Here is a 21,084-nt window from a genome sequence, read left to right on the forward strand (position 1 = left end):
TTGAATTTATGAAATGATAGGTTTGCGACTGTCTTTTTCTGAGTTAGTTAGTGTTATCTATATGTTATGTTTATGTGAAGAGAACGTAAAAATGCCCCCGGCCGTGGTAAGGCCAAGGGCATTTGTGAAACGATAAAAAGATTTGCAGGATCGTATTCTGCTATTTCTCTGTCTGTGCCGGAGCAGGGAGGGAGTCTAAGCCCCCCATATAAGGCTGGAGCGCCTTTGGAATATAAATCGTTCCGTCCTCCTGCTGATGGTTCTCGAGCAGCGGAATCAGAATCCGCGGCGTAGCCACTGCGGTGTTGTTCAAGGTGTGACAGTACTGCAGCTGTCCGTCCTCATCCCGGTAACGGATGCCCGAACGGCGGGCCTGGAAATCGAGCAGGTTCGAAGCCGAATGGGTCTCCCCATAAGCGCCTCTGCTGGGCATCCAGGTCTCGATGTCGTATTGCTTATGCGTTTTCAGCGCCATATCACCGCTGCAGACGGCCACGATCCGGTAAGGCAGCTCGAGCAGCTGCAAAATATGCTCGGCATTCGCCAAAATTTCCTGCAGCATTTGCTCCGAGACCTTGTTATCGCCTCTGCATAACACAACCTGTTCGATCTTCGAGAACTGATGCACGCGGTAAAGGCCGCGCACATCGCGTCCCGCTGAGCCGACTTCGCGGCGGAAGCAGGTGGACATCCCGGCTAACCGCATAGGCTCCGCAAGATCGACAATCTCATCGCTATATAATGAAACAAGCGACACTTCCGAGGTTCCGGCCAGCCAGCGTTTTTCACCGGTCAGCTCATAGGTCTGATCCATGCCGCCGGGGAAAAATCCCGTCCGCTCCAGCGCCTCCGGCCGGACGATGACCGGCACATCCATTGTCGTGAAGCCGCGTGCTGCCAGCACATCCAGGGCCAGCCTCTGCACAGCGAGATGCAGGTTCAGACCCGCGCCTTTCAGCACATAGCTGCGTGGTCCGCCAGCCTTGACGCCACGCGGTATATCGATGATATCATGCAGTTCGCCGAGCTCGACATGATCGCGTGGCACGAAGCCGAAATCCGGCAGCGCACCGGTCCGCCGCAGCTCCACATTCTGGCTGTCATCGTCGCCGATAGGCGTATCGCCCGATACTGGGTTCGGCGCGAGCAGCTGCAGCTCTCCGCAGCGGCGGTCCGCCTCCGCCAGATCAGCTTCAAGCTTGCCGAGCAGGGCGTTGATCTTCCGCACATGCTCCTTGGCAGCTTCTCCGCCCTGGGTGTCACCTTGCCGCAGCAGCTGTTCCACTTCTTTGGTCAGCGTATTGCGCTGCGCCCGGTGCTGCTCCGTGTCCCGGCGCAAAACCCGCCGCTTATCGTCCCATTCCAGCAATTCATCCAGCGGGAAATCCACCTTTTTCCACACTGCCGTGTTTCTTACGAGTTCCTCATTCTCCCTGATCCAGTTCATGTCCAGCATACCGCTTCGCTCCTTTTGGTTTAAAAAAATGCGAAAAACGCCCTCATCCATGGGACGAGGAGCGTCAGCTCGCGGTGCCACCCAGGTTGACCGAATCCCTGTAAAGCTGCTTCAGTAGCGGAATTCAATCCTCTTTGGTCTTCGCGGTAACGGGCGAAACCCGGTAAACTTAGGGAACAAGTAAATGCTCCGGTCGCAGACGCCTCGCGGTTGGATGCCGTTCATTGGCCTGGTCGGGATATAGTATTGCCGCTTATTATATCCCATGATTCTGCGGGGTGCAAGGGTAATTCCTGTTTGACATTAATCCTTGCTCTTTGATAGGATTATTACTAATTTAAAGTATTCAGGCTTGAGATCAGGTGCATCTTGCATATATTGTGAAATGAACGGAAGAGGTGGAGAAATGGGCAAAATAGTTGTGATCAACGGAACGCCGTCACTGGTATCACGGATCAACGCGGTTATTGAATATGCAGAGGCGGATTTACGCGGGCGCGGGTTTGAGGTGGAGCGCATTAATGTCGCTGAGCTGCCGGCGGAGGATTTGATCCATACCAAGTTTGAAAGTGAAGCGATTGTCAAAGCCAATGGTCTTGTAGCCGAAGCAGATGCAGTAATCGTGGTTAGTCCGGTGTATAAAGCCTCCTATACAGGGGTGCTCAAGACCTTCCTCGATTTGATCCCGCAAAAAGGGCTGGCCGGCAAAATCGTGCTCCCGCTCTTTATGGGCGGCAGCCTGGCACATTTGCTCACCATAGACTACGCACTGAAGCCGGTATTGTCCGTGCTGGGCGCACGGCATATTCTGGGCGGCGTATATGCCGTGGACTCACAGGCTGTGCGGAGTGATCAGGGCATAGTTGAACTGGCCGAGGAACTCAAGCTGCGGCTGAACAGCGTACTGGCAGAGCTGGCGGAAGAGACTGCGCATAAGGCGGCCCGCAAGGCCGGAGAGTAACCGGCTGCGCGAGCCACGCCTGTCGTACAATAATATAAAGAGCTCCTTTTATCCGGTGGATAGAAGGAGCTCTTTTGTATAAGGTGAAGTTACGCAGACCTGAAATATTTTCCTGTAGTAGGGTGATTTTTAGCGAATTCAGCATATTCAATACTTGCCATGTGAAAATTTATATTGGTTTAAGGAGTTTGGAGGGAATAAACTTTTCTTATTTGAAACGTTTATAATTTAGTATAATTACAAATTATTGGAGGTTAGTTAGGTATGAAGAAAATCTTTCTTTCATCTGTGCTTACTTTAAGCATGCTCTTAACATTTGCTATTCCGCTTTCTGCTGCACCGTCGATTCAATTGGTTATCAATAGTGAGGTGGTACATTCAGAGGCTCCCCCTGTTTCTGTCGCAGGAAGGACTATGGTTTCTTTGGCTTCATTGAAGCCGCTAAAGCTTAATTTAGTCTGGAACACGGACAAGAAGACGGTGACTGTCAATGCTCCTGGGGTGAAAGAAAGGCTTGTACTTACGATCGGTAAAAAAGAAGCTGCTTATGGAGAAAAAACACTTACTTTGGATGTGCCTGCTCAATTAAACAAGAATCGTGTTGTTGTGCCTTTGCGTTTTATCAGCGAAGCCTTTAAAGCAGAGGTGGAGTGGAAAGCGGAGAAGAACACTGTCATTATTCGAAGTGCTGACCAAGTAGAAACATATAAGAAGCTGTATCAAGGTACGGATTTGGTGGCGGCACGTAAAATCGCGGTAAACCTTCCTTCGAATGATGAAAATACGCTTCAGAATACCGAGGAAAGTGTTTATTATCAATATATTTTCCCTGAAGGGGAGGCTTTAAGATACTACTCTGTTGTAGGCAATTTACTCACTTATTATGAAATTAAGGATGATGTTAAACATCTAGTTTGGGAAGGTATAGAAGAAGATTCAGGGAAGTATACGAAAGAAAAAGGGAAACGACCACCGGTAGACAAAACGCAATATTATTTTTTGCAAGAACGTGTGGATCATAGTGTCACATATGGTAAAATAGGGGCTGAGAAGTCGGTAACGCAAGCTTTACCCAAAGGTCATACGGTATTAGCGGATATTATTGTACCTATTTTCGGTGAAGTAAGGAAAGATCAAATTAAATAGATTATTCACTTTATTTTGGACGTCCTGAGCAATAAGGGACGTCCTTTTTTATGTTTTAAGTTTTCTATTCCGTAAACTTCAGGAAGTTAGTAGGCTAAAGAACAACAGGAAAAGAGCAGGGGAACAGGCTCATACTATTGGATCTAAGGTGGAAAGAACGGCCACCTTAGATCCAATAAGCACGGCTGGACCGCTACTCCCGTCGATAACTAGAGCACCCCTGTCAAGGCGCTCTACGTTCCTGTCGTTCGTTTTACGCAGCCCGCGGAGCGCATTGGGCTGTGGGCTGGATCAAAGAAGGATGAAAAGGGCAGGCAACATAAGCTGAGTGCACTTTGTGCAGCAGAATTGCCGCATTTCAGACACTAATCGGATTTGACTGCATTTTGTACAGCGGAATAAGGCTCATCCGGCTCAAAATGGCTTTTTTCAGGCAATCGACTGCATGAAATACAGCAGATGGTCTTTTTGGGCTGAGATCGGGTTAATCTAGTGCACATTCTGCATTAGATTAGCGTAGCCCGCCATTTCGCCGCATTTACAAATCGTCGAACCCGTTGTCGTCGCCGACTTTGCCGTAATTGCGTGACTTGGCTTCGAAGAAATCGGTTTTGGTGGCGTTCAGCGCTTCGTCGGAGAAAGGCTTAATCCAAGGCATGCAGTTGACGTCCACGCCTTTATAGGCTTTTTCCATGCCCATCAGGGTCAGGCGTTTGTTAGCGGTGTATTTGATATAATCGCTCAGCTCGTTCATGTCAATGCCGCGCACGTTGGTGAGCGTGTAGTGACCCCAGTTGGTTTCCAGCTCTACGGCGCGGTCGATGGTGCGGTACACATAATCCATATTCTCCGGAGTGTTGAGCTCTGGGAAATCCGCGAGCAGCTGCTTGAACACTTCCGCGAAGAAGTAGCAATGCTGGTTCTCGTCGCGCTGGATGTAGGAGATCATCTGGCTGGTTGCCATCATCTTCTGGTCACGGGCCAGATTGTAGAAGAAAGCAAACGTGCTGTAGAAGAAAATCCCTTCCAGAATGAGATCGGCTACCAGCGCACGGAAAAAGGTTTCCTTCGACGGCTCGTCGCGGAACTCCTGATAAATATCGGAAATGAACTGGTTGCGCTCCAGCAGGACCGGATCATGTTTCCAGTATTCGAAGATTTCCTTCTGCTCGCTGTCCGAAACGATGGAAGAGAGGACGTAGGAGTAGGATTGGTTGTGCACAACCTCCTGCTGTCCGATGATCGCGGAGATCGCCTCCAGGGAAGAGTCGGTAAAATACCGCTTTACGTCGCCCACAAACATGGTCTGCATGGAGTCCAGCACCGCGAGCAGGGAGATGTTGATCTTGAACACACGCTGTTCTTCAGCTTCAAGCATCGGGAACTGCTGGGCATCCTTGGACATCGGAATTTCATCGGCGATCCAGTGGTTGAGCAGCAGCACCTTGTACAGCTTATACATATGCGGCATGCGGATATCGTTCCAGTTCAGAATGCCCGAGCATTCCCCGTCAATGATGCGGGTAGACATATTCGGCGCTTCTGTATTAAAAATCTTTTGCAGTTGCATTTATATTCCCTCCTATATTTTGTGCTCAAACTGTGGATGGGTTCCCGCCGCCATGCCCTCTCGCCGGAACGGGCTTCCAAATGGAGAGAGGGAGCAAGCTTCCTGGCTCCTAAGGGGGTAACGGGAAAGTCACCCGGTAATTTTGTATGAATGGTTCTATTTATTCTTATAGAGGGAATTCATGTCGCTATTATGGGCTGTTTATCAAATAGAGCCCTTTTGTGAAAATTTAGCGGGCAGAATTCCCGTTCCTTGTGGGATTTTCAATCCAGGGGCACAGGTAGCGGCAGGAATTCCCGTTATTGATTAAAAATGGGTAAAAAATGGTATGCTGCGCATTGAACAAGGAAGAGAAAGCCTGAATTGGTCAACCGCCAATCTTGATATTGGGACAACGTTCGCGCAGCTAACTGGTGAATGCTTACTTTAAAAACCAGCGCTTAGTCACGGAGAGGAAGTTTGGAATTGGAGGAGCGTTCGCGTTCGCCTTTATACTCGGATTTCAACCGTAAATGCGGTATAAATCAAGAAATATGAGTATAACAGCGGCCGGAGGTCCAAACATTCCTCGCAGTGACGGTTATTGCGCTGGGTTTTAAAGTTGGAATGAAAGGCTTAGCTCGCGCAAGATTCACACTCTTCTATGGTTAATGCACGGCTCCGCACATAATACGTCGACTTGAGTCCGCCCTTCCAGGCGTTCAGATGCAGGTTCAGGAAATCGGTGGCCTTGATGTCCGGCGTCACGTAAAGATTAAAGCTCTGGCCCTGATCGACGTGGCGCTGGCGGGCTGAGGCCATGCGGATCGACCAGTTCTGGTCAATCAGGAACGCCGTTTTGTAGTACCAAATCGTCTTCTCGGACAGATCCGGTGCCGGGTTGGCGATCTTGTAGGTTGTTTTCTCCTCGTAGGAGAGCAGCTCGTACAGAGGATCAATGCTGGCTGTGGAGCCGGCGATGATCGAGGTCGAGCCGTTTGGAGCAATCGCGAACATCCAGGCATTACGTACGCCGTCTTTAGCTACTTCCTGCTGCAGCTCACGCCACTGCTCAGTTGTCACATATTTGCCTTCCTGCTCGCCGCTTGTATAACCGCGTGAGTCGAAGTAGGCTCCGGTATCCCAGTCGGAGCCGGCAAACTTCGGATAGCGGCCCTTCTCGCGGGCCAGCTCCATGCTGGAGCGTACCAACAGATAGTTAATGTGCTCATACAGGTGATTGTTGTATTCTACGGCTTCGTCGGACTCCCAGCGAATGCCCTCCAGCGCCAGCAGGTGATGCAGGCCGAAGGTGCCGAGGCCGACTGCACGGTATTGGCTGTTTGTGTACTGCGCCTGCAGCACTTCGATATTGTTAATGTCGATGACGTTGTCGAGCATGCGTACCTGAATCGGCACCAGACGCTCCAGCACTCCGGCCGGGATGGCGCGTGCCAGGTGGATGGAGTTCAGGTTGCAGACTACGAAGTCGCCGGGAACCTTCGAGATAACGATCCGGGTCTGGCCGTCTTTGGTAACCAGCTCTTCACTCTCAATGACCGTTGGCGACTGGTTCTGCATAATTTCCGTGCACAGGTTGGAGGAGAAGACCATCCCCTGGTGCCGGTTCGGGTTGGAGCGGTTCACCGTATCGCGGTAGAACATGTAAGGTGTGCCGGTTTCCAGCTGTGATTTCATAATCCGCTTCATGATGTCGATAGCCGGAACCGTAATGCGGGACAGCTCCAGATTGGCGGTAGCTTCGGCATATTTGTCGCGGAATGCGCCTTGGCCAAGCTTTTCGTCATAGAAATCCTCAAGGCCAAGTGCGCGGCCGTTCTCATCTTTCCAGCCCATTACCTTCTTCACCTCATGCGGGCAGAAAAGGTTCCAGTGGCCGCGCGCTTCTACGGCCTCCATGAACAGATCCGGCAGGCAGACGCCGTGGAACACGTCATGCGCGCGCATCCGCTCGTCGCCGTTGTTCAGCTTCAGGTCGAGGAAGGCGAGAATATCTTTATGGAAGACATCGAGGTAGACGGCAACCGCACCTTTGCGTGTGCCGAGCTGATCGACGCTGACGGCGGTATTGTTCAGCTGGCGGATCCACGGGATAACACCGGAGCTGGTATTCTTGTGGCCGCGGATATCGGAGCCGCGGGCCCGTACCTTGCCGAGGTAGACGCCGATGCCGCCGCCCATTTTGCTCAGCCGGGCTACGTCGGTGTTGGAGTCGAAGATACCTTCGAGTGAGTCGTCAACGGTGTCGATGAAGCAGCTGGAGAGCTGTCCGGCAACCTTTTTACCAGCGTTGGACATCGTTGGCGTAGCAGCCGTCATGTAGATGTTGCTCATCGCCCAGTAGGCTTCTTTGACCAGATCCAGACGTTTCTCTTCCGGCTCTGTATGCATGAGGAACATAGCGATAATCATATAACGCTCCTGCGGAAGCTCCATCACACGCCCGTCAAAGTCATGAGCCAGGTAGCGGTCGGACAATGTAAGCAAGCCGATGTAATCGAACAACAGGTCGCGTGTATAATCAATGCAGCCGCCAAGCTCGGCAATCTGTTCTTTGGTGTAGTGGGTCAGAAGCTCTTCACGGTAGATGCCTTTCTTCACCAGATCGGAAATCAGCGGGTACAGCTCGCCGTATGGCTCATCCGGGTATGCTTTATAGCGGCGGTTAACCGCGGCTTTTTTGTATAGGGTCGTTAAAAGCGAGCGAGCGGCAGCGAACTTCCAGTCCGGTTCTTCTTTGGTTACGAGCTCAAGGGCACTCATGGTGAAGGCGCTGCTGATTTCTTCTCCGCTGACCTCGCTCCGGCGAAGCTTGGACTGTACCCCGCGCAGCAAGGTTTCTTTGCTTAATTGCTCAAGGCCGTTCAGGATACGGTCGGCGTAAACGGAGAGGCGGATTTGATCAAAAGCCAATTGGCGGTTGTCGGGTTTCACTACGAGTTCTGGCATAGGGGGTTCATCCTTTCATATTTGGGTTTAATTTTCAATATTAAAAATTGATATATTATAGCGCAGAAAGCGGCCAGGAAATGGCGGCTCAGCCGGCATTTCAAAGCTGCCTTCGAAGCAGGCGATAGATCGTATCGCCTGCTAGAATCCGAGTCTGCGGAAAACAGAAGCTTAAAGTATACCATGAAATTTATATTTCCAAAAAGCTAAAGTACAGCAGGCTGCCAATGGATGACTTCCTTGCCGGCAAGGCTGGCCGGAATGTCGATAATCCGCTGGTTGCTGCTTCCCCGGTAGGGAAGGGTAGTATCTTTAAGCTCTTCTACAAATCGTCCGTCAATCACTACATGGCACAAGGCCAGCAGATTCCATTCCGGCGAGCCCGGAGAAGCTGTCAGCTCTTCATACGTATAACCGGTATAAATCCAAATTGAGAAATCCGGCAGCACAGCGCGAAGCTCATGAATGAAGCCTGCAGCCTCTTCTGCCGAGAAAAAAGGGTCCCCGCCGGCCAGCGTCAGGCCGTCCAGCAGCGGGTTAGCGGCAATTTCAGCGATAATCTCACGCTGCCGCTCCAGGGTGAACACTTCACCGAAATTGAAATTCCACGTTTTCGGATTGAAGCAGCCCGGGCAGCGGTGGCGGCAGCCGCTGAGGAAGAGGACGGCCCGCATGCCTTCTCCCTCATTAATTGATTCCGGGTAGTAGCCGCAAATATTCATAGATGCTTAATGCGGTCTCTTACTTCGGCCTGCTTGGCGGCGTTGAAGCGGGTCTGGTAGTCGCCGGTCAAATATCCGGTTACCCGGCGCAGGCGGCGGATATGGGTATCATGCTCATGAGCGCCGCAGGAAGGGCAGTTCGTGCCGATAACCCCTTCATAGCCGCAGCCGGAGCAGCGGTCAATCGGGTGGTTAATGCTGAAATAGCTGATTTCCTGCTCCAGCGCATAGCGGATGATTTTGACAAAAGCTGCCGGGTTGCTGCGGGCATTGCCGTTCAGTTCCACATAGGAAATGGCTCCGGCGTTGCAGTATTCATGGAAAGGGGCCTCAAGGCTAATCTTCTTGGCCGCACTGAGCTCGTAATACACTGGAATGTGGAAGGAGTTCGTATAATATTCGCGGTCGGTTACGCCGGGAATAGAGCCAAGCACCTTGTGGTCCACCTTGGTGAATTTGCCGGACAAGCCTTCGGCAGGTGTTGCAAACAGCGTGATGTTAAGATCAAGTTCTTCGCTCTTACGGTCGCAGTACTCGCGCATATGGCGGACAACGGCGAGCGCTTTGGCATGGACCTCCATGTCCTCACCATGATGTTTGCCGTACATGGCTTTCATGCACTCCGCCATACCGATGAAGCCGAGTGACAGACTACCGTGCTTCAGCAGCTCGCCTACGCTGTCCTCAGAAGCAAGCTGTTCGCCGCCTTCCCAGACGCCTTCGCGCATCATGAAATCGGAGGCTTTGGCTTTCTGGGCCGCCTGAATCCGGAAACGGTGCAGCAGGCCTTCCAGTGCAATATCCATATAATGATTCAGGTCGTCGTAGAAGCCTTCCTCGTCGGGAGCAAGACGGCGGCCTGTCACAGTGCCGTGAGCGAGGCCCAGACGGACCAGATTCAGGGTGTTGAAGGACAGATTGCCTTTGCCGGAGCAGTGATTACGTCCGAAACGGTCACCCAGTACCCGGGTGCGGCAGCCCATCGTAGCAAATTCAGTGTCCGGGTCAGCCGGATCATAGTATTGCATGTTGAGCGGAGCATCCAGATTGGCAAAGTTCGGATACAGTCTGCGCGCGGAACATTCGGCTGCTTTAAGGAACAGCTCGTAGTTCGGATCGCCCTGCTGCTGGTTGACGCCTTGCTTGCATTTGAAGATTTGGATCGGAAACACCGGTGTTTCTCCGCTGCCGAGGCCGTTCATGGTGGCAGTCAGCAGGGAGCTGATCACAAGCTGGCCTTCGGGGGAGGTACAGGTGCCATAGTTGATGCTGGTAAAAGGAATCTGTCCGCCGGAACGGCTGGACATCGTATTGAGATTATGTATCATACTCTCTGCTGCCTGCAGTGTTTCGCTTTCGGTTTCTTTCTGCGCAAAGCGGAAGGCCCGTGGATACTGCTCTGCCAAATCGCTGCGGCTCATCGTGATTTCGCCGAGGTGATCACCGGCTTGGCCTTCTTCAAAGTATTCCAGTCCCTTGCGGAACAGCTTGGCGAAGGATTTGGTCACATACGGGGCAAGATCGTAATCCAGTTTATTGGCGGATACGCCGCCGTACTGGGCATTTTGCTGGGATTGGAAAATAATCGCCACCAGCGACATTGCGGTCATAATTGAGTTCGGAGGACGGACACTGCCGTTGCCGGTATTGAAGCCTTCGCGGAGAAGGCGCTCAAACGGGATGAAGATGCAGTTGGTCGTTCCGATGGCGTATTGATCCAAATCGTGGACGTACACGACATTATCCTGAATAGCCTGCACGAGCTGTGGGGGCATCGTGAAGTTGCGGGCATACCACTTGGAATATTCACTGCCGAATTTGCTCATTTTGCCGGAGAAGCTTTCTCCGTTCAAATTGGCATTCTCGCGCAACAGATCCAAATCCCGGCTGTCGATAATATCCCGTCCCAAATGAATAACTTCCTCCAAAAGAACTTCCTGTGCAGCTTGTCCACCGTTGTACCGTTTCTCCAGCAGCGTCATTGTCTAGCTCTCTCCCCTCGGTATAGTAAGAACGAAGTATATACTTCCTGATAGCAGTAAAAAAGCATCTTCCGCCGAGGAGGCGGAAAATGCCCGAATGCGTACGAAATATCCTTACCAGGATATTTGCCGGTTGTCTTGATGAACATACAAGCAGGGGACAGGGGTAATCTCTGTCCTGTTCTTATATATTCCGCAGAAGCCGATACCTGAAGGCGATAACGGTTTATCGCCTTCAGGTATCGGCAGCCTTGGCTCCTTAAAACACGGGAAGGCTATGTCTGCTTGTGCAGGCCGCATTGCGGACACCTCACCTGGTCCTCGCAGGCATGAATGATGGTGTCGGCGAAACAGGCAGGTCTCCTGGCTTCCGGTGAATCTTCCGGCGCCTTCCCGAGAGCTTTGCCGCCCCTCAGTGGCTATTGCCGGTAGACGCTGCTTCGCGGGCTTCAGAAAGCCTGCAGGCATCCGGTTACAGTGGCGGGACCACAGCGGATTTGCACCGCGTTTCCCTATTAAGCTTCAGCTCCCTATGAAAGAGCGAAACACCTGTTTCCACTATATTTTGTTGTCGTTAGATAAAAATAACCCAATATGTTGTGTTTGTAAACCATTTTTTGAAACTCCGCGCGGGGAGCGGGTTCCGCGGTTTTACTCACAAATGATCCACAGTTAGTCCACAGGTAATCCACAAGTTGGGTGCAAAAAGTGTCTGGATAAAGTCATAAATTGTCTTAAAAGATGCCACAAAGACTCCATAAATATTGTGAGCGTGACACTGGAGTGCCTGCTGGACAAAAACGGGGGGATAAAGGGCTACGGATGGTGGGGGTTAAATAGAGATGAAGCGTAATAATACCTTTCAACAAGTGGTTTGGAGGAGTCATAATCCTCGCGGCGGTTTGTGGGTACGCGGCGGAGTTGCTACAATAAGAACAGGCCGGAGACATGTATCAGGAGTTTTAGGTTTCTAGTCCAGAATGAGTTACCACGAGGAAGTTTCCATAAAGGGTTTTTCTTTACAGCATATTAAGGAGGGATTCAGGATGGCAATTGGCGAAGTAACCGTAATTCCGATCGGCACAGGCAGCACGAGTCTTAGCAGCTATGTGGCCGATATGCAGCGTGTGCTCAGGGGAGTGGAAGGAATCACTTATGAGCTTACATCCATGGGGACGATTATCGAAGGGCCGATCCCGCGGATTCTCGCTGCCGTAGAAGCGCTGCATGAGTCGCCTTTCGCTGCCGGGGCGCAGCGGGTATCCACGTCGCTGAAGATTGATGACCGCCGCGACAAGCCGTCTACAAGCCGCAGCAAGCTGCAATCCGTTGAACGCAAGCTGCATGAGAATTGAAGCCCAGATGTTGTAAAAAAATGTTGCGTTTTTGGCTGGAAGTTGTATAATATTTTTTGTTTGACAGAAAAAATGCTTTAAGCTGGTGTAGCTCAGGGGTAGAGCAACGCACTCGTAATGCGTAGGCCGGGGGTTCAATTCCCTTCACCAGCATCCTGCGTTAAAATTCCCCGTTATATCAACGTTTGTCGGCGTTGAATGTAACGGTTGGACATACGATAGGCCAACGTATTCCCGGTGTTATTCCGGCGGTGCGTAGGCGCTGATTTACGAAGCCTCCTACGGTAAAATGTGGGAGGTTTTGTTATGTCTATTGATCCGCGATTAGGAAAGAAAGCCGTCATTAACTCGAAGAATAGCCGCGTAAATAAGTCACCGGTAGTAACGACGCTCGAAATGGCATTCGACTTGTTTTATAGCGCAAAAAGGTCGGAGGGGTTGCGGGAGCGCACGTTATCCGACTACCGGAACTATTGGCGTTACTTCAATGAATGGCTGGCGAAGTTTAGCTACGAGATTACCGACGTTACACAGATTAATGCGGAGCTGCTGCGCGAGTATCTCGGCTATATGACGCACGACCACAAGCGCTATGAAGACGTAGAGGACCGGCAGAAGGACGGCAAGCCGCTGTCCATTGCGACCGTTACTTCCAGGCTCCGGGCGTTGCAGACGATGTGCAAGTTTTGGGCGGACGAAGATATCGTAAACGAGAACGCGGCAGCTCGCGTTAAGGCACCGCGCCATGATACGGAGGATAAGACAGTGTTTACGGACGCACAGCTCGACGCGCTTCTGGCGGCTCCAGATACGGGCAGCTACGTCGGCATACGCGATCGGACGGCTATGCTAACGCTCGCAGATACGGGCCTGCGCGTTAATGAACTACTCTCGTTAGAGACTCCGTATATAGACTTCTCCGCGCGCTGTATCCGGCTTCCTGCGGCGTTGAATAAGAACCGGAAGCCAAGAATTATACCGCTGTCGCCGGCGGTCTTACGGGAGCTGCTGCGGCTTATACAGGAAACTAGCGCACACTTTGAGACGTCATTTGTCTTCGTGAGCAATTACGGGGAACAATTGAAGGCGGACCACTTCCGGAAGCAATTACGCAAATACGCGACGATGGCCGGTATTGATACGAAGGAGACGCGCATATCTCCGCACCGGTTCCGCGATTACTTCTGCACGAATTACCTCGTCAATGGTGGGGATTTATTTACCCTCCAGCGTATCGTCTCGCATGCTGATGTGAAGACGACGCAAGGGTACGTCCGGCCGAATGAAGGCGCGATAAGGGACAATCACGCGCAGTATTCGCCGGTGTCCAGGCTTAGTAATAAACGACGGAAATAAAAATAACGCTCGACTCCGGATAATCGGGGTAGGGCGTCATCAATTATTAGTTAAAATAATCAAAATAACGAGCAAGAGGTAGTAAATTGATAGAATTATTATATAAACGGTAGATTATTACTGAATATCAAAGATACTGTACAGCAAATTGTGGTATATAATTAATTTTACCCAAGATAAGCGGCCAGGGAGGTGTTCTTCCTGACAGTATCTGATACGTTAATTATTATGCTAACTGCAATGACTTTTGTTGTTAACTTATTCTCTGTAATAGTTGTAATGGCAAAGAAAAAGTAGCCGCAACCTTCGACCGTGGCGACTACTCTCACAACTACATTTTTTGAGCACCCTTATCTTGGTGCAGAGCCGGTAGCGCTGACAACGTTATCGGCTTTTGTAGTTTTCATTGTACGCTTTTTCGGCGAACGTTACAACGATTCCGTATATATTTATTTATTAAATTTATATTGCGTTGCGAATAAAAAGGGAATAGTAGTGATTCTTTGCTAAATAAACATGCTTCCCGTACAATCGTGTTGACACATACGAGGAGGCTGCATATATGGAATACAAAGAGAAACGGAAGTTGATACTTGAGGTGCGTCAAGAAAAAGAAAAGTTAGACATGCACTCTGCGATAGGGCTGTTTATAAAGTCGCGAAAACTAAAAAACCTTACAGGTAATACGACCGCCTCATACACGCAGTCACTTGGGAAGTTTTATAGCTTTATTGAAGAAAATGATATCGGAAAGATTAACGAAATAATAGTTGAGGATATACAGGAGTTTGTTCAAACGAGAATGGACGAGGGGAACAGTGCACCAACGGTCAACAAATACATAAGGAGCCTTCGAGCGTTCTTTAATTACCTCTGCAGCGCTGGATACTTGACAGAGAATCCTATGGAGCCAATCGACAATCTCGCCGAAGAAAAGCGTATCTTGCGAACCTTGAGTCACGAGCAGGTGAGCGTGCTTCTTGACGTACCGAATAATTCGACTCCGGCAGGCTATCGAAATTATGTATTCATGCTTCTGATTCTCGACACGGGCTTGAGGTTAGAAGAAGCAATAACTTTTGGAACAGAGGACGTACATTGGACGGAGCGCGTTATAAAGGTATATGGGAAGGGCCGTAAGGAAAGATTAGTCCCATTCAGTGATGTGCTTGCCGTACATATGCGTGAGTACCTTGAGTTACGAGGTGAAACGGATCACTCTGTATTCTTTGTAAATGTTGACAGCCAACCACTAAAACGGCGTACTATTCAGGAGGAGATTTCCGACTACGGGAAACTAGCCGGAATCAAAGGTGTTCGTGTATCATGCCATACGCTGCGCTATACTTTCGCCAGAAACTACGTGCTGAACGGCGGCGATGTGGTGAGTCTTATGCGGATTATGGGCCATAAATCGTTACACATGGCGCAACTCTACACGGAGATGTTTCAGGCGGATATTTCGAAGCAGCACGGTAAGTACTCACCAGTTAGCTCAATGTTCAACTAACGCAATCAAGCCGGAAAACCCACGCGGGCCGACCGGCTTTTTCTACGTTATCCTCGATGGGCACCACCGTTACCGCGCCGCGATTGACTGCGGGATTGTACTCGTAGTAATTACGAGGCATTTCGGATTAACCGACGAAAGGAAAGAGGAATGCGCGTACACGTTTAATACGCTACACCGAGATATATCGAAGAAGGAGAAGCAGGAAGCCGCCGTAACTTTGCGTCGGGCAGGCAAGAGTTACCGGTTGATTGGCGAGTGGTTAGGCGTTCATAATACGACGGTTTTAAACTGGACGCGAGATGTTAGCGAATGTTCAGGTGCTGATTTTTCAGCGGCTGAACAAACGTCAGACTCAGCGGACGGAAAATCGTATCCGGCAACGCTCGCAAGCACTCCCGCAATCACTGAACGCGCTGAACGCATACAAGCCGCACATGAGTCCGGACTTACTATCCGAGACATTGCGCAGCAAGAAGGCGTATCTGTCGGAACGGTTCACGCGGACTTAAAACGCGAGATTGTACGCGAAGAATTAACGGAAGAAGCCACGCACATTCCCGCCAAGCCGACGATCGACATGCGCGTGTTTGAGTTAATCGAGTATGCGGCGCGCAGGACACATATACCGCACGTTCTGCCTGCGTAAGCCCGCGAATTAGCCCCGCTAGAGCCTCCGGAGGGTAAGCGTAAGGTTACGGGCTATAAGCGCTAATTCAACGGTAATTCCCCGTAAGAAAGACCGCCTTGACCTCGCGTAGTTCTCGTACGGTCATTTCGTCGACCGTTTTCGTTGCGCCAGTTGACGAAATTGTGTGCGGGCGTTTGCGATCTTCGGGGGAAACCAGCGCTATCTCGTACAGTAATCGGAGCCCAAGGTTCCCCACGTGGGGAAGTTCGTCAGGCCTGACGCGTGCTATCACCTGCAGAAACCGGTCCGCCTGTGAGGTAGACATCTCAATCTCGCGTAACCATACCGTCCACCCACCGTGCGATTCCGCTAGCTTCTTATCCTTTACGTGCTTCAACCTCCGCCCGATTTCGAATATAGCTTCGCCGGCTATGCGTTTATATGCGTGGATTTCTGTGGTCAACGTGGGGAGATCGGATGAGTGTACGAAATGCCTATTAATAGGTTTATTTATTTTTCACAAGCTATGCGGTAAAAAAGAAAAGACCGCTACCGTTATTCGGCGCGGTCCTCTTCGTCTATGTATTCGATCAAGTCACCCGGTGTTACACCAAGCTTGCGGCAAAGTTTGTCTAGCGTCGGAAAGTCAATCCGATTATTCGCGTTGTTAGCAAGCGCCTTGACTGTGTTCCGATTGATTTCGGTAATTTCCACAATATCTTTCTGTTCGTATCCCCGTGCTTTCATTAGCTTATCAAGCGAAAATCTAATCACAAAAATTCCTCCAAATAAATAATCGTAAACTAGTTGACATGATTACGGACTGGTGGTATTGTGTAATCAAGACAATAAGTAATCTAGTTTACAAGGTATCTTGTTACAATGTTTAATACGCAGATTATACCATAACGTTTCAACATTATAAAGGAGGATTCCTGCAATGCCCAATCTTATCTCACTAATTACCGTTGAAGTTTCCCCGTCACCATCCCGCGCAGGTGTTCGCGTTGCACCTCGTAACCGGCGCGCAATGCTTAAGGCTGCGCTATGGCCTACCGTTAAAGCGGTCGTTACTATCTCCGCGATCCTATTCCGCGAGTTGTTTCTGTAATCGCCTGACGAGTAGCGCCTTTGCGGGGCGCACGAAACCGGGAAGACCCGGTCGCGGATTCCGCACTCATATAATAGCCGACGGGCTTAAAACGCGGAGGTCATTCATGGCACAAACGTTTGAAATTGGATACGCACGCGATCACCGGACCGGAAACTTCATCGTCACAAAGATTGACTACGCATTCCCCGCAAACAGTAAATTCCGCCGTCAACAAATTGTTGTTCTTCCCGGCGCATTCTTCCGCGCATTGCCTTCCATTGATCGTAGATCCGTCGCAAATGTCATTGAAATTACCGCTAACCAGGCGCATGAACTCGGCTTCATCGTCCGTGTAGAAACGGAGGTAGTCGCCTATGAACAACTCATCGCAATCTAAGTACTCGCGCATTAAGGTCCGCTGGATTCCGGAGGACGGCGGTGTAGAGCCGGAAGATAGCCGGGGTATTCTCGTAGCCGATAACGCTGCCCTCTACCGTTCAGAAGACGGTCGCACAGCGCTGGGCATCGTTGAACCTGCGGATAAGGCCGACTCATACCGAATCAAAGGCGCTGACCTAGTTTTGTTGTCGCGCGAATCCTTGCCGAAGCTGGCGGACCGTCTCAGCGGTATGACCGCACTGCAGTATCTGCTTTCGCTGGTGCCGCGCTTTGACTGTCCGGATGAACTACACGTATGACGCCGGGCCAACACTGGTACTCGTGCGTTTTCGACCGCAGGGGCCGGCGCATCACAACCAACGTTTACACGGACCGGCCGCTAACCGGTGCCGAGTTATTACCGCTCGCCGTTGAGAAAGCGATTGTACACGCGCGGGCTCTTGGAGTGACAGCTCTGCACGGCGAATATACCCCGGCAGGGTATGAATATCGCGGATTGATATGAAGGAGGTGATTTGATGAAATGGAATAGAAGGATTGTCCGCCGGGAACGTAGACGCCTTTACGTACTACAGGCCGGCGACATTTACGCTGAGATTAACTTACGGCCGCAGGGTGTGCGGCTTGGATAACGTTGTGTATCCACATGGATACATTTACCTTCGATGATGGCGCGCCAACGCCGGAGAAGCTGCTGTACACAATATGTATACCCGGGTATACCGGACCGCCGATCGCGTCAACGATTGACGGCCTATGTTTAACTTAGGGTGTAGTTTCAACCGACACCCTTTCCGCGCCTACCGGTTACAGACGGAGGATCGCCACGCGGATAACTCGGGGACACCGTGTCCCTAACCCCGTACCGTGCGCTAACACGGATCGTCATGCGGGTAAAGTCCTTCTCAGCGTCACAACGTAGTTTTGCAGAACTACGCGTAACAACCGTATGTAGCGCCAAATACTGCGGTTCATATCCGGCCACTCAGATAAGGGCGCGCCAACGCCCAATGTGTGGCCGGATTTACTTACGCCAATTACTGTACCTGCGGGTGTGGCAATCTGCAGACTACATTAACATATAGCGGATGGCACCGCCTTGTACTGCGGGCAGCCTCGGGTAACAAATCGGGCAACGCGGACTGCCTGTCCTTTATATTACAATAGTACGAACGTATGTTTAATAGGTTCCAAAAATTTATAAAATAGTTCTAGTTTACATACGCAGTATATTGGGTTATTTTTATCCGAAAGGAGGTGGCGATATGGAACCGGGCGAAGGTGCACTCGAATACATGCGCGAGATCACTGAGGGCATGACGCTGGAAGAGGCGCGCGACCTTTATCGGAACATGATGCGCACGCCACCGGACGACGCGAAGGTTAAGCGGTGCGCGACGTGTAACTACTACTTCCGCGATAAGACACGGCCCGGCAACGCCAAAGTGTGCGGACCATCGTGCAAGACCGTACGAAAGACGGAGCAGAAGGCGGACCAGCGCGCAAGGCAGCCGCAAGCACCGAAGAAGCCGCGCCGATACGATGAAGAGGCGATCATGCGGCGTTTATGGAACCGCGAGAAACCGTACGACCCGGACAAACTGGCGCAGATGTACGCGGCCAGGGAAAGACGGCGGAATATGGGCGGGAAAAAGAAGCCGATACGCCACGTAGAATACTGAAATTTAGCTGGCGACATAATACATAAGTGAGAGGGCCGACAAAAGGCTCTTTTTATTTGCGGGAAAACGTACCAAAACACCCGTTTTCGCGGGCAATAAGGGGAGACGGCGTTTTTATTTGTGGTAAATGCACTGCGATACCTATATTTTGTTGAGTTCCATGACTATGTACATTGAAGAGATATCGGCTTCGTATCGTCTGCCCGGCGGTATGAAGGCTTTTTTATTAGGAACAAGTAAGAATAAAACGCTACTACATTGAGGGGAGGATAAGCATGAAATTAACACCTGAAACAATCCGCGTATGTAGAGTTAATTTAGGTTGGACGCAGGGTGACCTTGGGAAACGCTCCGGGATTTCTGTACCGTTGCTAGGCGCTATCGAACGCGACGAACGTCCATTGCTTCCGCATGTCGAATCTAATATCAGAAAGGCAATTCCGTTAACGGACGAGCAGATCACCGAAATTATAACCATTCATAGAAAGATTAATGCGGGGAAATAGTTAGCGCGGTAACCGACGCCAGAACCTCCGCAGATTTATGTTAAGACACTACAGCGGTCATAGTAACTGCGCTTATTAACGCGATTATCCGTTAAGGTAGCCTACGGGGAACAGCGCCCCTACGTCTCGTATCCGTCCAAAACCGGGACGAATCCGAACACATCAAACCTATTTTATCCGCGCGTATTATAGAGGTTATAACTATATATTCGGACGCGCGATCTTTTTAGCGCGAACGGGCAAGGAGCGAAGCGACGCGGCAGCAAAGCACTTATGCTCAACGACCGGTGTCAACACCGGACGGGAGCTAACGGTAATAGGCGTATCAATCAGTACACGTATACTAGAACCGCGCAAGTTTTAAAGAAAAGAATGACTGATATAAGAGGGATAGAAACCCGCGAAAACCCGAAACACCGCGCTACGTATGGGCTGCGGGGTTTTTGGTGTGTATCTGAAAACCAGTATATTTTAGGTGTTTTGTATCTGAAAACCAGCCTGTTATTTATTTCACAAAGTATAGGAGGGGTTAAATGACAGTCGATAGACTAGCAGAGCACCGGAGGTGGGCGAATCTCACTCCTAATGTAAAGCGCGGACTCATCGGAGAAAAGGCGCGGCTTGAAGACGAACTCGGCGAACATCTCGTGCATTATGAGCTCACTCTCAAGCCAACGGAGGCACAAAGACGCGGCCGTCAAGCGATCGGTCAGCTCGGAGCACACGCGGAAGAGAACGGCGGATTTGTATTCGCGCTGTTTAATGGCTGCATGACGGCAGCGGAGCGGTTTCCATCGCTTTCACAATCGGACCTGGCGCGCCTAATGTTTATCGGTACATACACCAACTATGACGGACGCCTGCAACATGACAACGGCCGCCCGATCGACCGCCGTAACCTCGAAACGCTACTTAACATGAGTCGTGCGCGGTTCTTGGAGTTCTTCAAAAAGTTGATAGCGGAGGGAATCGTAACAGACGGCGACGAGCACGGAGACATCTACGTTAATCCGTCTATCTTCTATCGTGGAGCATTAGCGGATGCGGGCTTCAAGCTAGACGATTACCGGCATACGCGCTTATTCCGTGGAACCGTCCGCGACCTCTACGAGAGATATAACGGCCGCACGATTAAGCAGCTCGCACTCGTGTACGCGGTCCTTCCGTTTGTGAATTTCGCGTGTAATATCGTCAGCTTCAATCCGGAGGAGAGCGACGAGGAGCGTATCAAGCCAATGGACTTGGATAGACTGGCCGCGCTGCTTAACTACAGGGATACGCAGAGCTTACGGAAGGGGCTCGAAGCGATCACGCTCGACGGAAAGCCGGTCTTTTACCTGCCGCACAATATCCATGATAAAAGGAAGCGGCGCATAGTCGTTAATCCGCGCATTGTGTTCGCGGGATCAGCCGAGAAGTTAGCGGCAATCAAAGTGCTATTCAATTAACGCAGCCGTCCGCACGATATGACGTTAAACTGCTCGGGTTCCATGCGGGAAACAATCCACGGCACACCGCTAGGCCGACGAATGGGAAATGACGATGAATAACGCTTTATGGCGCGATGCTGCCGGCAATATCCAAGCATACACGGAATCTCGCGATATTATGGCGAAGTTAAAACGAAGCTACGACTTTCCGATCAGCGCTACATATCGGCGGGAAGGTGCGATTTATGCGCTACAGTACCGCGTACCGGCCGAGTATAGCCGCACGATCCGGCGCATGTTCGGTGTTCAAATCACGTAATAATCGCCTGAAATAAG

At 50.8% G+C, this 21,084-nt stretch carries 20 protein-coding genes, 1 tRNA gene and 1 riboswitch; of the genes, 14 read left to right on the forward strand and 7 right to left on the reverse strand.

Annotation, left to right across the window (positions count from 1 at the left end):
- Positions 1-160 precede the first annotated feature (160 nt).
- Complete coding sequence (gene serS, locus NSS79_RS02345; protein ID WP_342438125.1) at positions 161-1,456, reverse strand: serine--tRNA ligase; 1,296 nt, start codon at positions 1,454-1,456, stop codon at positions 161-163.
- Positions 1,457-1,862: 406 nt separating this feature from the next.
- Between serS and ssuE the strand changes: the two genes are divergently transcribed.
- Positions 1,863-2,417, forward strand: a complete 555-nt coding sequence (gene ssuE / locus NSS79_RS02350; protein WP_342438126.1) for an NADPH-dependent FMN reductase — start codon at positions 1,863-1,865, stop codon at positions 2,415-2,417.
- Positions 2,418-2,681: 264 nt separating this feature from the next.
- Positions 2,682-3,563, forward strand: coding sequence for a copper amine oxidase N-terminal domain-containing protein (locus NSS79_RS02355; RefSeq protein ID WP_342438127.1), 882 nt, complete (start codon positions 2,682-2,684; stop codon positions 3,561-3,563).
- 538 nt (positions 3,564-4,101) lie between these two features.
- On the opposite strand, the gene NSS79_RS02360 is transcribed toward NSS79_RS02355, so the two are convergent.
- From NSS79_RS02360 to NSS79_RS02375, 4 genes are all read right to left on the reverse strand, one after another.
- The gene (locus NSS79_RS02360; RefSeq protein ID WP_076113857.1) at positions 4,102-5,133 is read right to left on the reverse strand and encodes a ribonucleotide-diphosphate reductase subunit beta; all 1,032 of its coding nucleotides are present in this window, start codon (positions 5,131-5,133) and stop codon (positions 4,102-4,104) included.
- Positions 5,134-5,748: 615 nt separating this feature from the next.
- Complete coding sequence (locus NSS79_RS02365) at positions 5,749-8,082, reverse strand: ribonucleoside-diphosphate reductase subunit alpha (RefSeq protein WP_342438128.1); 2,334 nt, start codon at positions 8,080-8,082, stop codon at positions 5,749-5,751.
- A 206-nt stretch (positions 8,083-8,288) separates the two neighbouring features.
- Positions 8,289-8,804, reverse strand: coding sequence for an anaerobic ribonucleoside-triphosphate reductase activating protein (gene nrdG, locus NSS79_RS02370; RefSeq protein ID WP_341089483.1), 516 nt, complete (start codon positions 8,802-8,804; stop codon positions 8,289-8,291).
- Positions 8,801-10,786: an anaerobic ribonucleoside triphosphate reductase gene (locus NSS79_RS02375; protein ID WP_342438129.1), complete on the reverse strand. Its 1,986-nt coding sequence runs from the start codon at positions 10,784-10,786 to the stop codon at positions 8,801-8,803. Before NSS79_RS02375 ends, nrdG begins: the two co-directional genes overlap by 4 nt.
- 335 nt (positions 10,787-11,121) lie before the next feature.
- Positions 11,122-11,354: riboswitch (cobalamin riboswitch) on the reverse strand.
- A gap of 478 nt (positions 11,355-11,832) precedes the next feature.
- Here NSS79_RS02375 and NSS79_RS02380 point away from each other — a divergent pair.
- The 5 genes from NSS79_RS02380 to NSS79_RS02400 all read left to right on the forward strand — a co-directional run bounded on the left by NSS79_RS02380 (position 11,833) and on the right by NSS79_RS02400 (position 15,656).
- Positions 11,833-12,141, forward strand: a complete 309-nt coding sequence (locus NSS79_RS02380) for an MTH1187 family thiamine-binding protein (protein WP_342438130.1) — start codon at positions 11,833-11,835, stop codon at positions 12,139-12,141.
- A gap of 81 nt (positions 12,142-12,222) precedes the next feature.
- Positions 12,223-12,294, forward strand: a tRNA-Thr gene (locus NSS79_RS02385).
- 153 nt (positions 12,295-12,447) lie between these two features.
- Positions 12,448-13,497 carry a tyrosine-type recombinase/integrase gene (locus NSS79_RS02390; protein ID WP_342438131.1) on the forward strand — a complete coding sequence of 350 codons (1,050 nt, stop codon included), beginning with the start codon at positions 12,448-12,450 and terminating at the stop codon, positions 13,495-13,497.
- A gap of 562 nt (positions 13,498-14,059) precedes the next feature.
- On the forward strand, positions 14,060-15,007 hold the full coding sequence (locus tag NSS79_RS02395) for a tyrosine-type recombinase/integrase (protein ID WP_342438132.1): 948 nt from the start codon (positions 14,060-14,062) through the stop codon (positions 15,005-15,007).
- A 247-nt stretch (positions 15,008-15,254) separates the two neighbouring features.
- Entirely contained in the window at positions 15,255-15,656 is a 402-nt protein-coding gene (locus NSS79_RS02400; protein ID WP_342438133.1) for a helix-turn-helix domain-containing protein, read from the forward strand.
- Between the two features lie 67 nt (positions 15,657-15,723).
- On the opposite strand, the gene NSS79_RS02405 is transcribed toward NSS79_RS02400, so the two are convergent.
- Both NSS79_RS02405 and NSS79_RS02410 read right to left on the reverse strand, forming a co-directional pair.
- Entirely contained in the window at positions 15,724-16,101 is a 378-nt protein-coding gene (locus tag NSS79_RS02405; protein WP_342438134.1) for a DUF3102 domain-containing protein, read from the reverse strand.
- A gap of 92 nt (positions 16,102-16,193) precedes the next feature.
- A complete protein-coding gene (locus tag NSS79_RS02410) occupies positions 16,194-16,412 on the reverse strand; it encodes a helix-turn-helix transcriptional regulator (RefSeq protein ID WP_342438135.1) in 219 nt (72 codons plus the stop codon).
- A gap of 166 nt (positions 16,413-16,578) precedes the next feature.
- On the opposite strand from NSS79_RS02410, the gene NSS79_RS02415 reads away from it, so the two are divergent.
- The 7 genes from NSS79_RS02415 to NSS79_RS02445 all read left to right on the forward strand — a co-directional run bounded on the left by NSS79_RS02415 (position 16,579) and on the right by NSS79_RS02445 (position 21,067).
- Positions 16,579-16,749 carry a hypothetical protein gene (locus NSS79_RS02415; RefSeq protein WP_342438136.1) on the forward strand — a complete coding sequence of 57 codons (171 nt, stop codon included), beginning with the start codon at positions 16,579-16,581 and terminating at the stop codon, positions 16,747-16,749.
- A gap of 106 nt (positions 16,750-16,855) precedes the next feature.
- Complete coding sequence (locus NSS79_RS02420) at positions 16,856-17,128, forward strand: hypothetical protein (protein WP_342438137.1); 273 nt, start codon at positions 16,856-16,858, stop codon at positions 17,126-17,128.
- Positions 17,106-17,429, forward strand: coding sequence for a hypothetical protein (locus tag NSS79_RS02425; protein WP_342438138.1), 324 nt, complete (start codon positions 17,106-17,108; stop codon positions 17,427-17,429). The genes NSS79_RS02420 and NSS79_RS02425 overlap by 23 nt, the downstream gene beginning before the upstream one ends.
- Positions 17,430-18,395: 966 nt before the next feature.
- Positions 18,396-18,812, forward strand: coding sequence for a hypothetical protein (locus NSS79_RS02430; protein ID WP_342438139.1), 417 nt, complete (start codon positions 18,396-18,398; stop codon positions 18,810-18,812).
- Between the two features lie 275 nt (positions 18,813-19,087).
- The gene (locus NSS79_RS02435) at positions 19,088-19,318 is read left to right on the forward strand and encodes a helix-turn-helix transcriptional regulator (protein ID WP_342438140.1); all 231 of its coding nucleotides are present in this window, start codon (positions 19,088-19,090) and stop codon (positions 19,316-19,318) included.
- 533 nt (positions 19,319-19,851) lie between these two features.
- Positions 19,852-20,766 (forward strand): hypothetical protein, encoded by a 915-nt coding sequence (locus NSS79_RS02440; protein ID WP_342438141.1) that lies wholly within the window; start codon positions 19,852-19,854, stop codon positions 20,764-20,766.
- A gap of 160 nt (positions 20,767-20,926) precedes the next feature.
- Entirely contained in the window at positions 20,927-21,067 is a 141-nt protein-coding gene (locus NSS79_RS02445; protein WP_342438142.1) for a hypothetical protein, read from the forward strand.
- Positions 21,068-21,084 lie beyond the last annotated feature (17 nt).

Source organism: Paenibacillus sp. FSL L8-0436, from assembly GCF_038593025.1.
In the GTDB taxonomy this organism is placed as follows: Bacteria; Bacillota; Bacilli; order Paenibacillales; family Paenibacillaceae; genus Paenibacillus_AQ.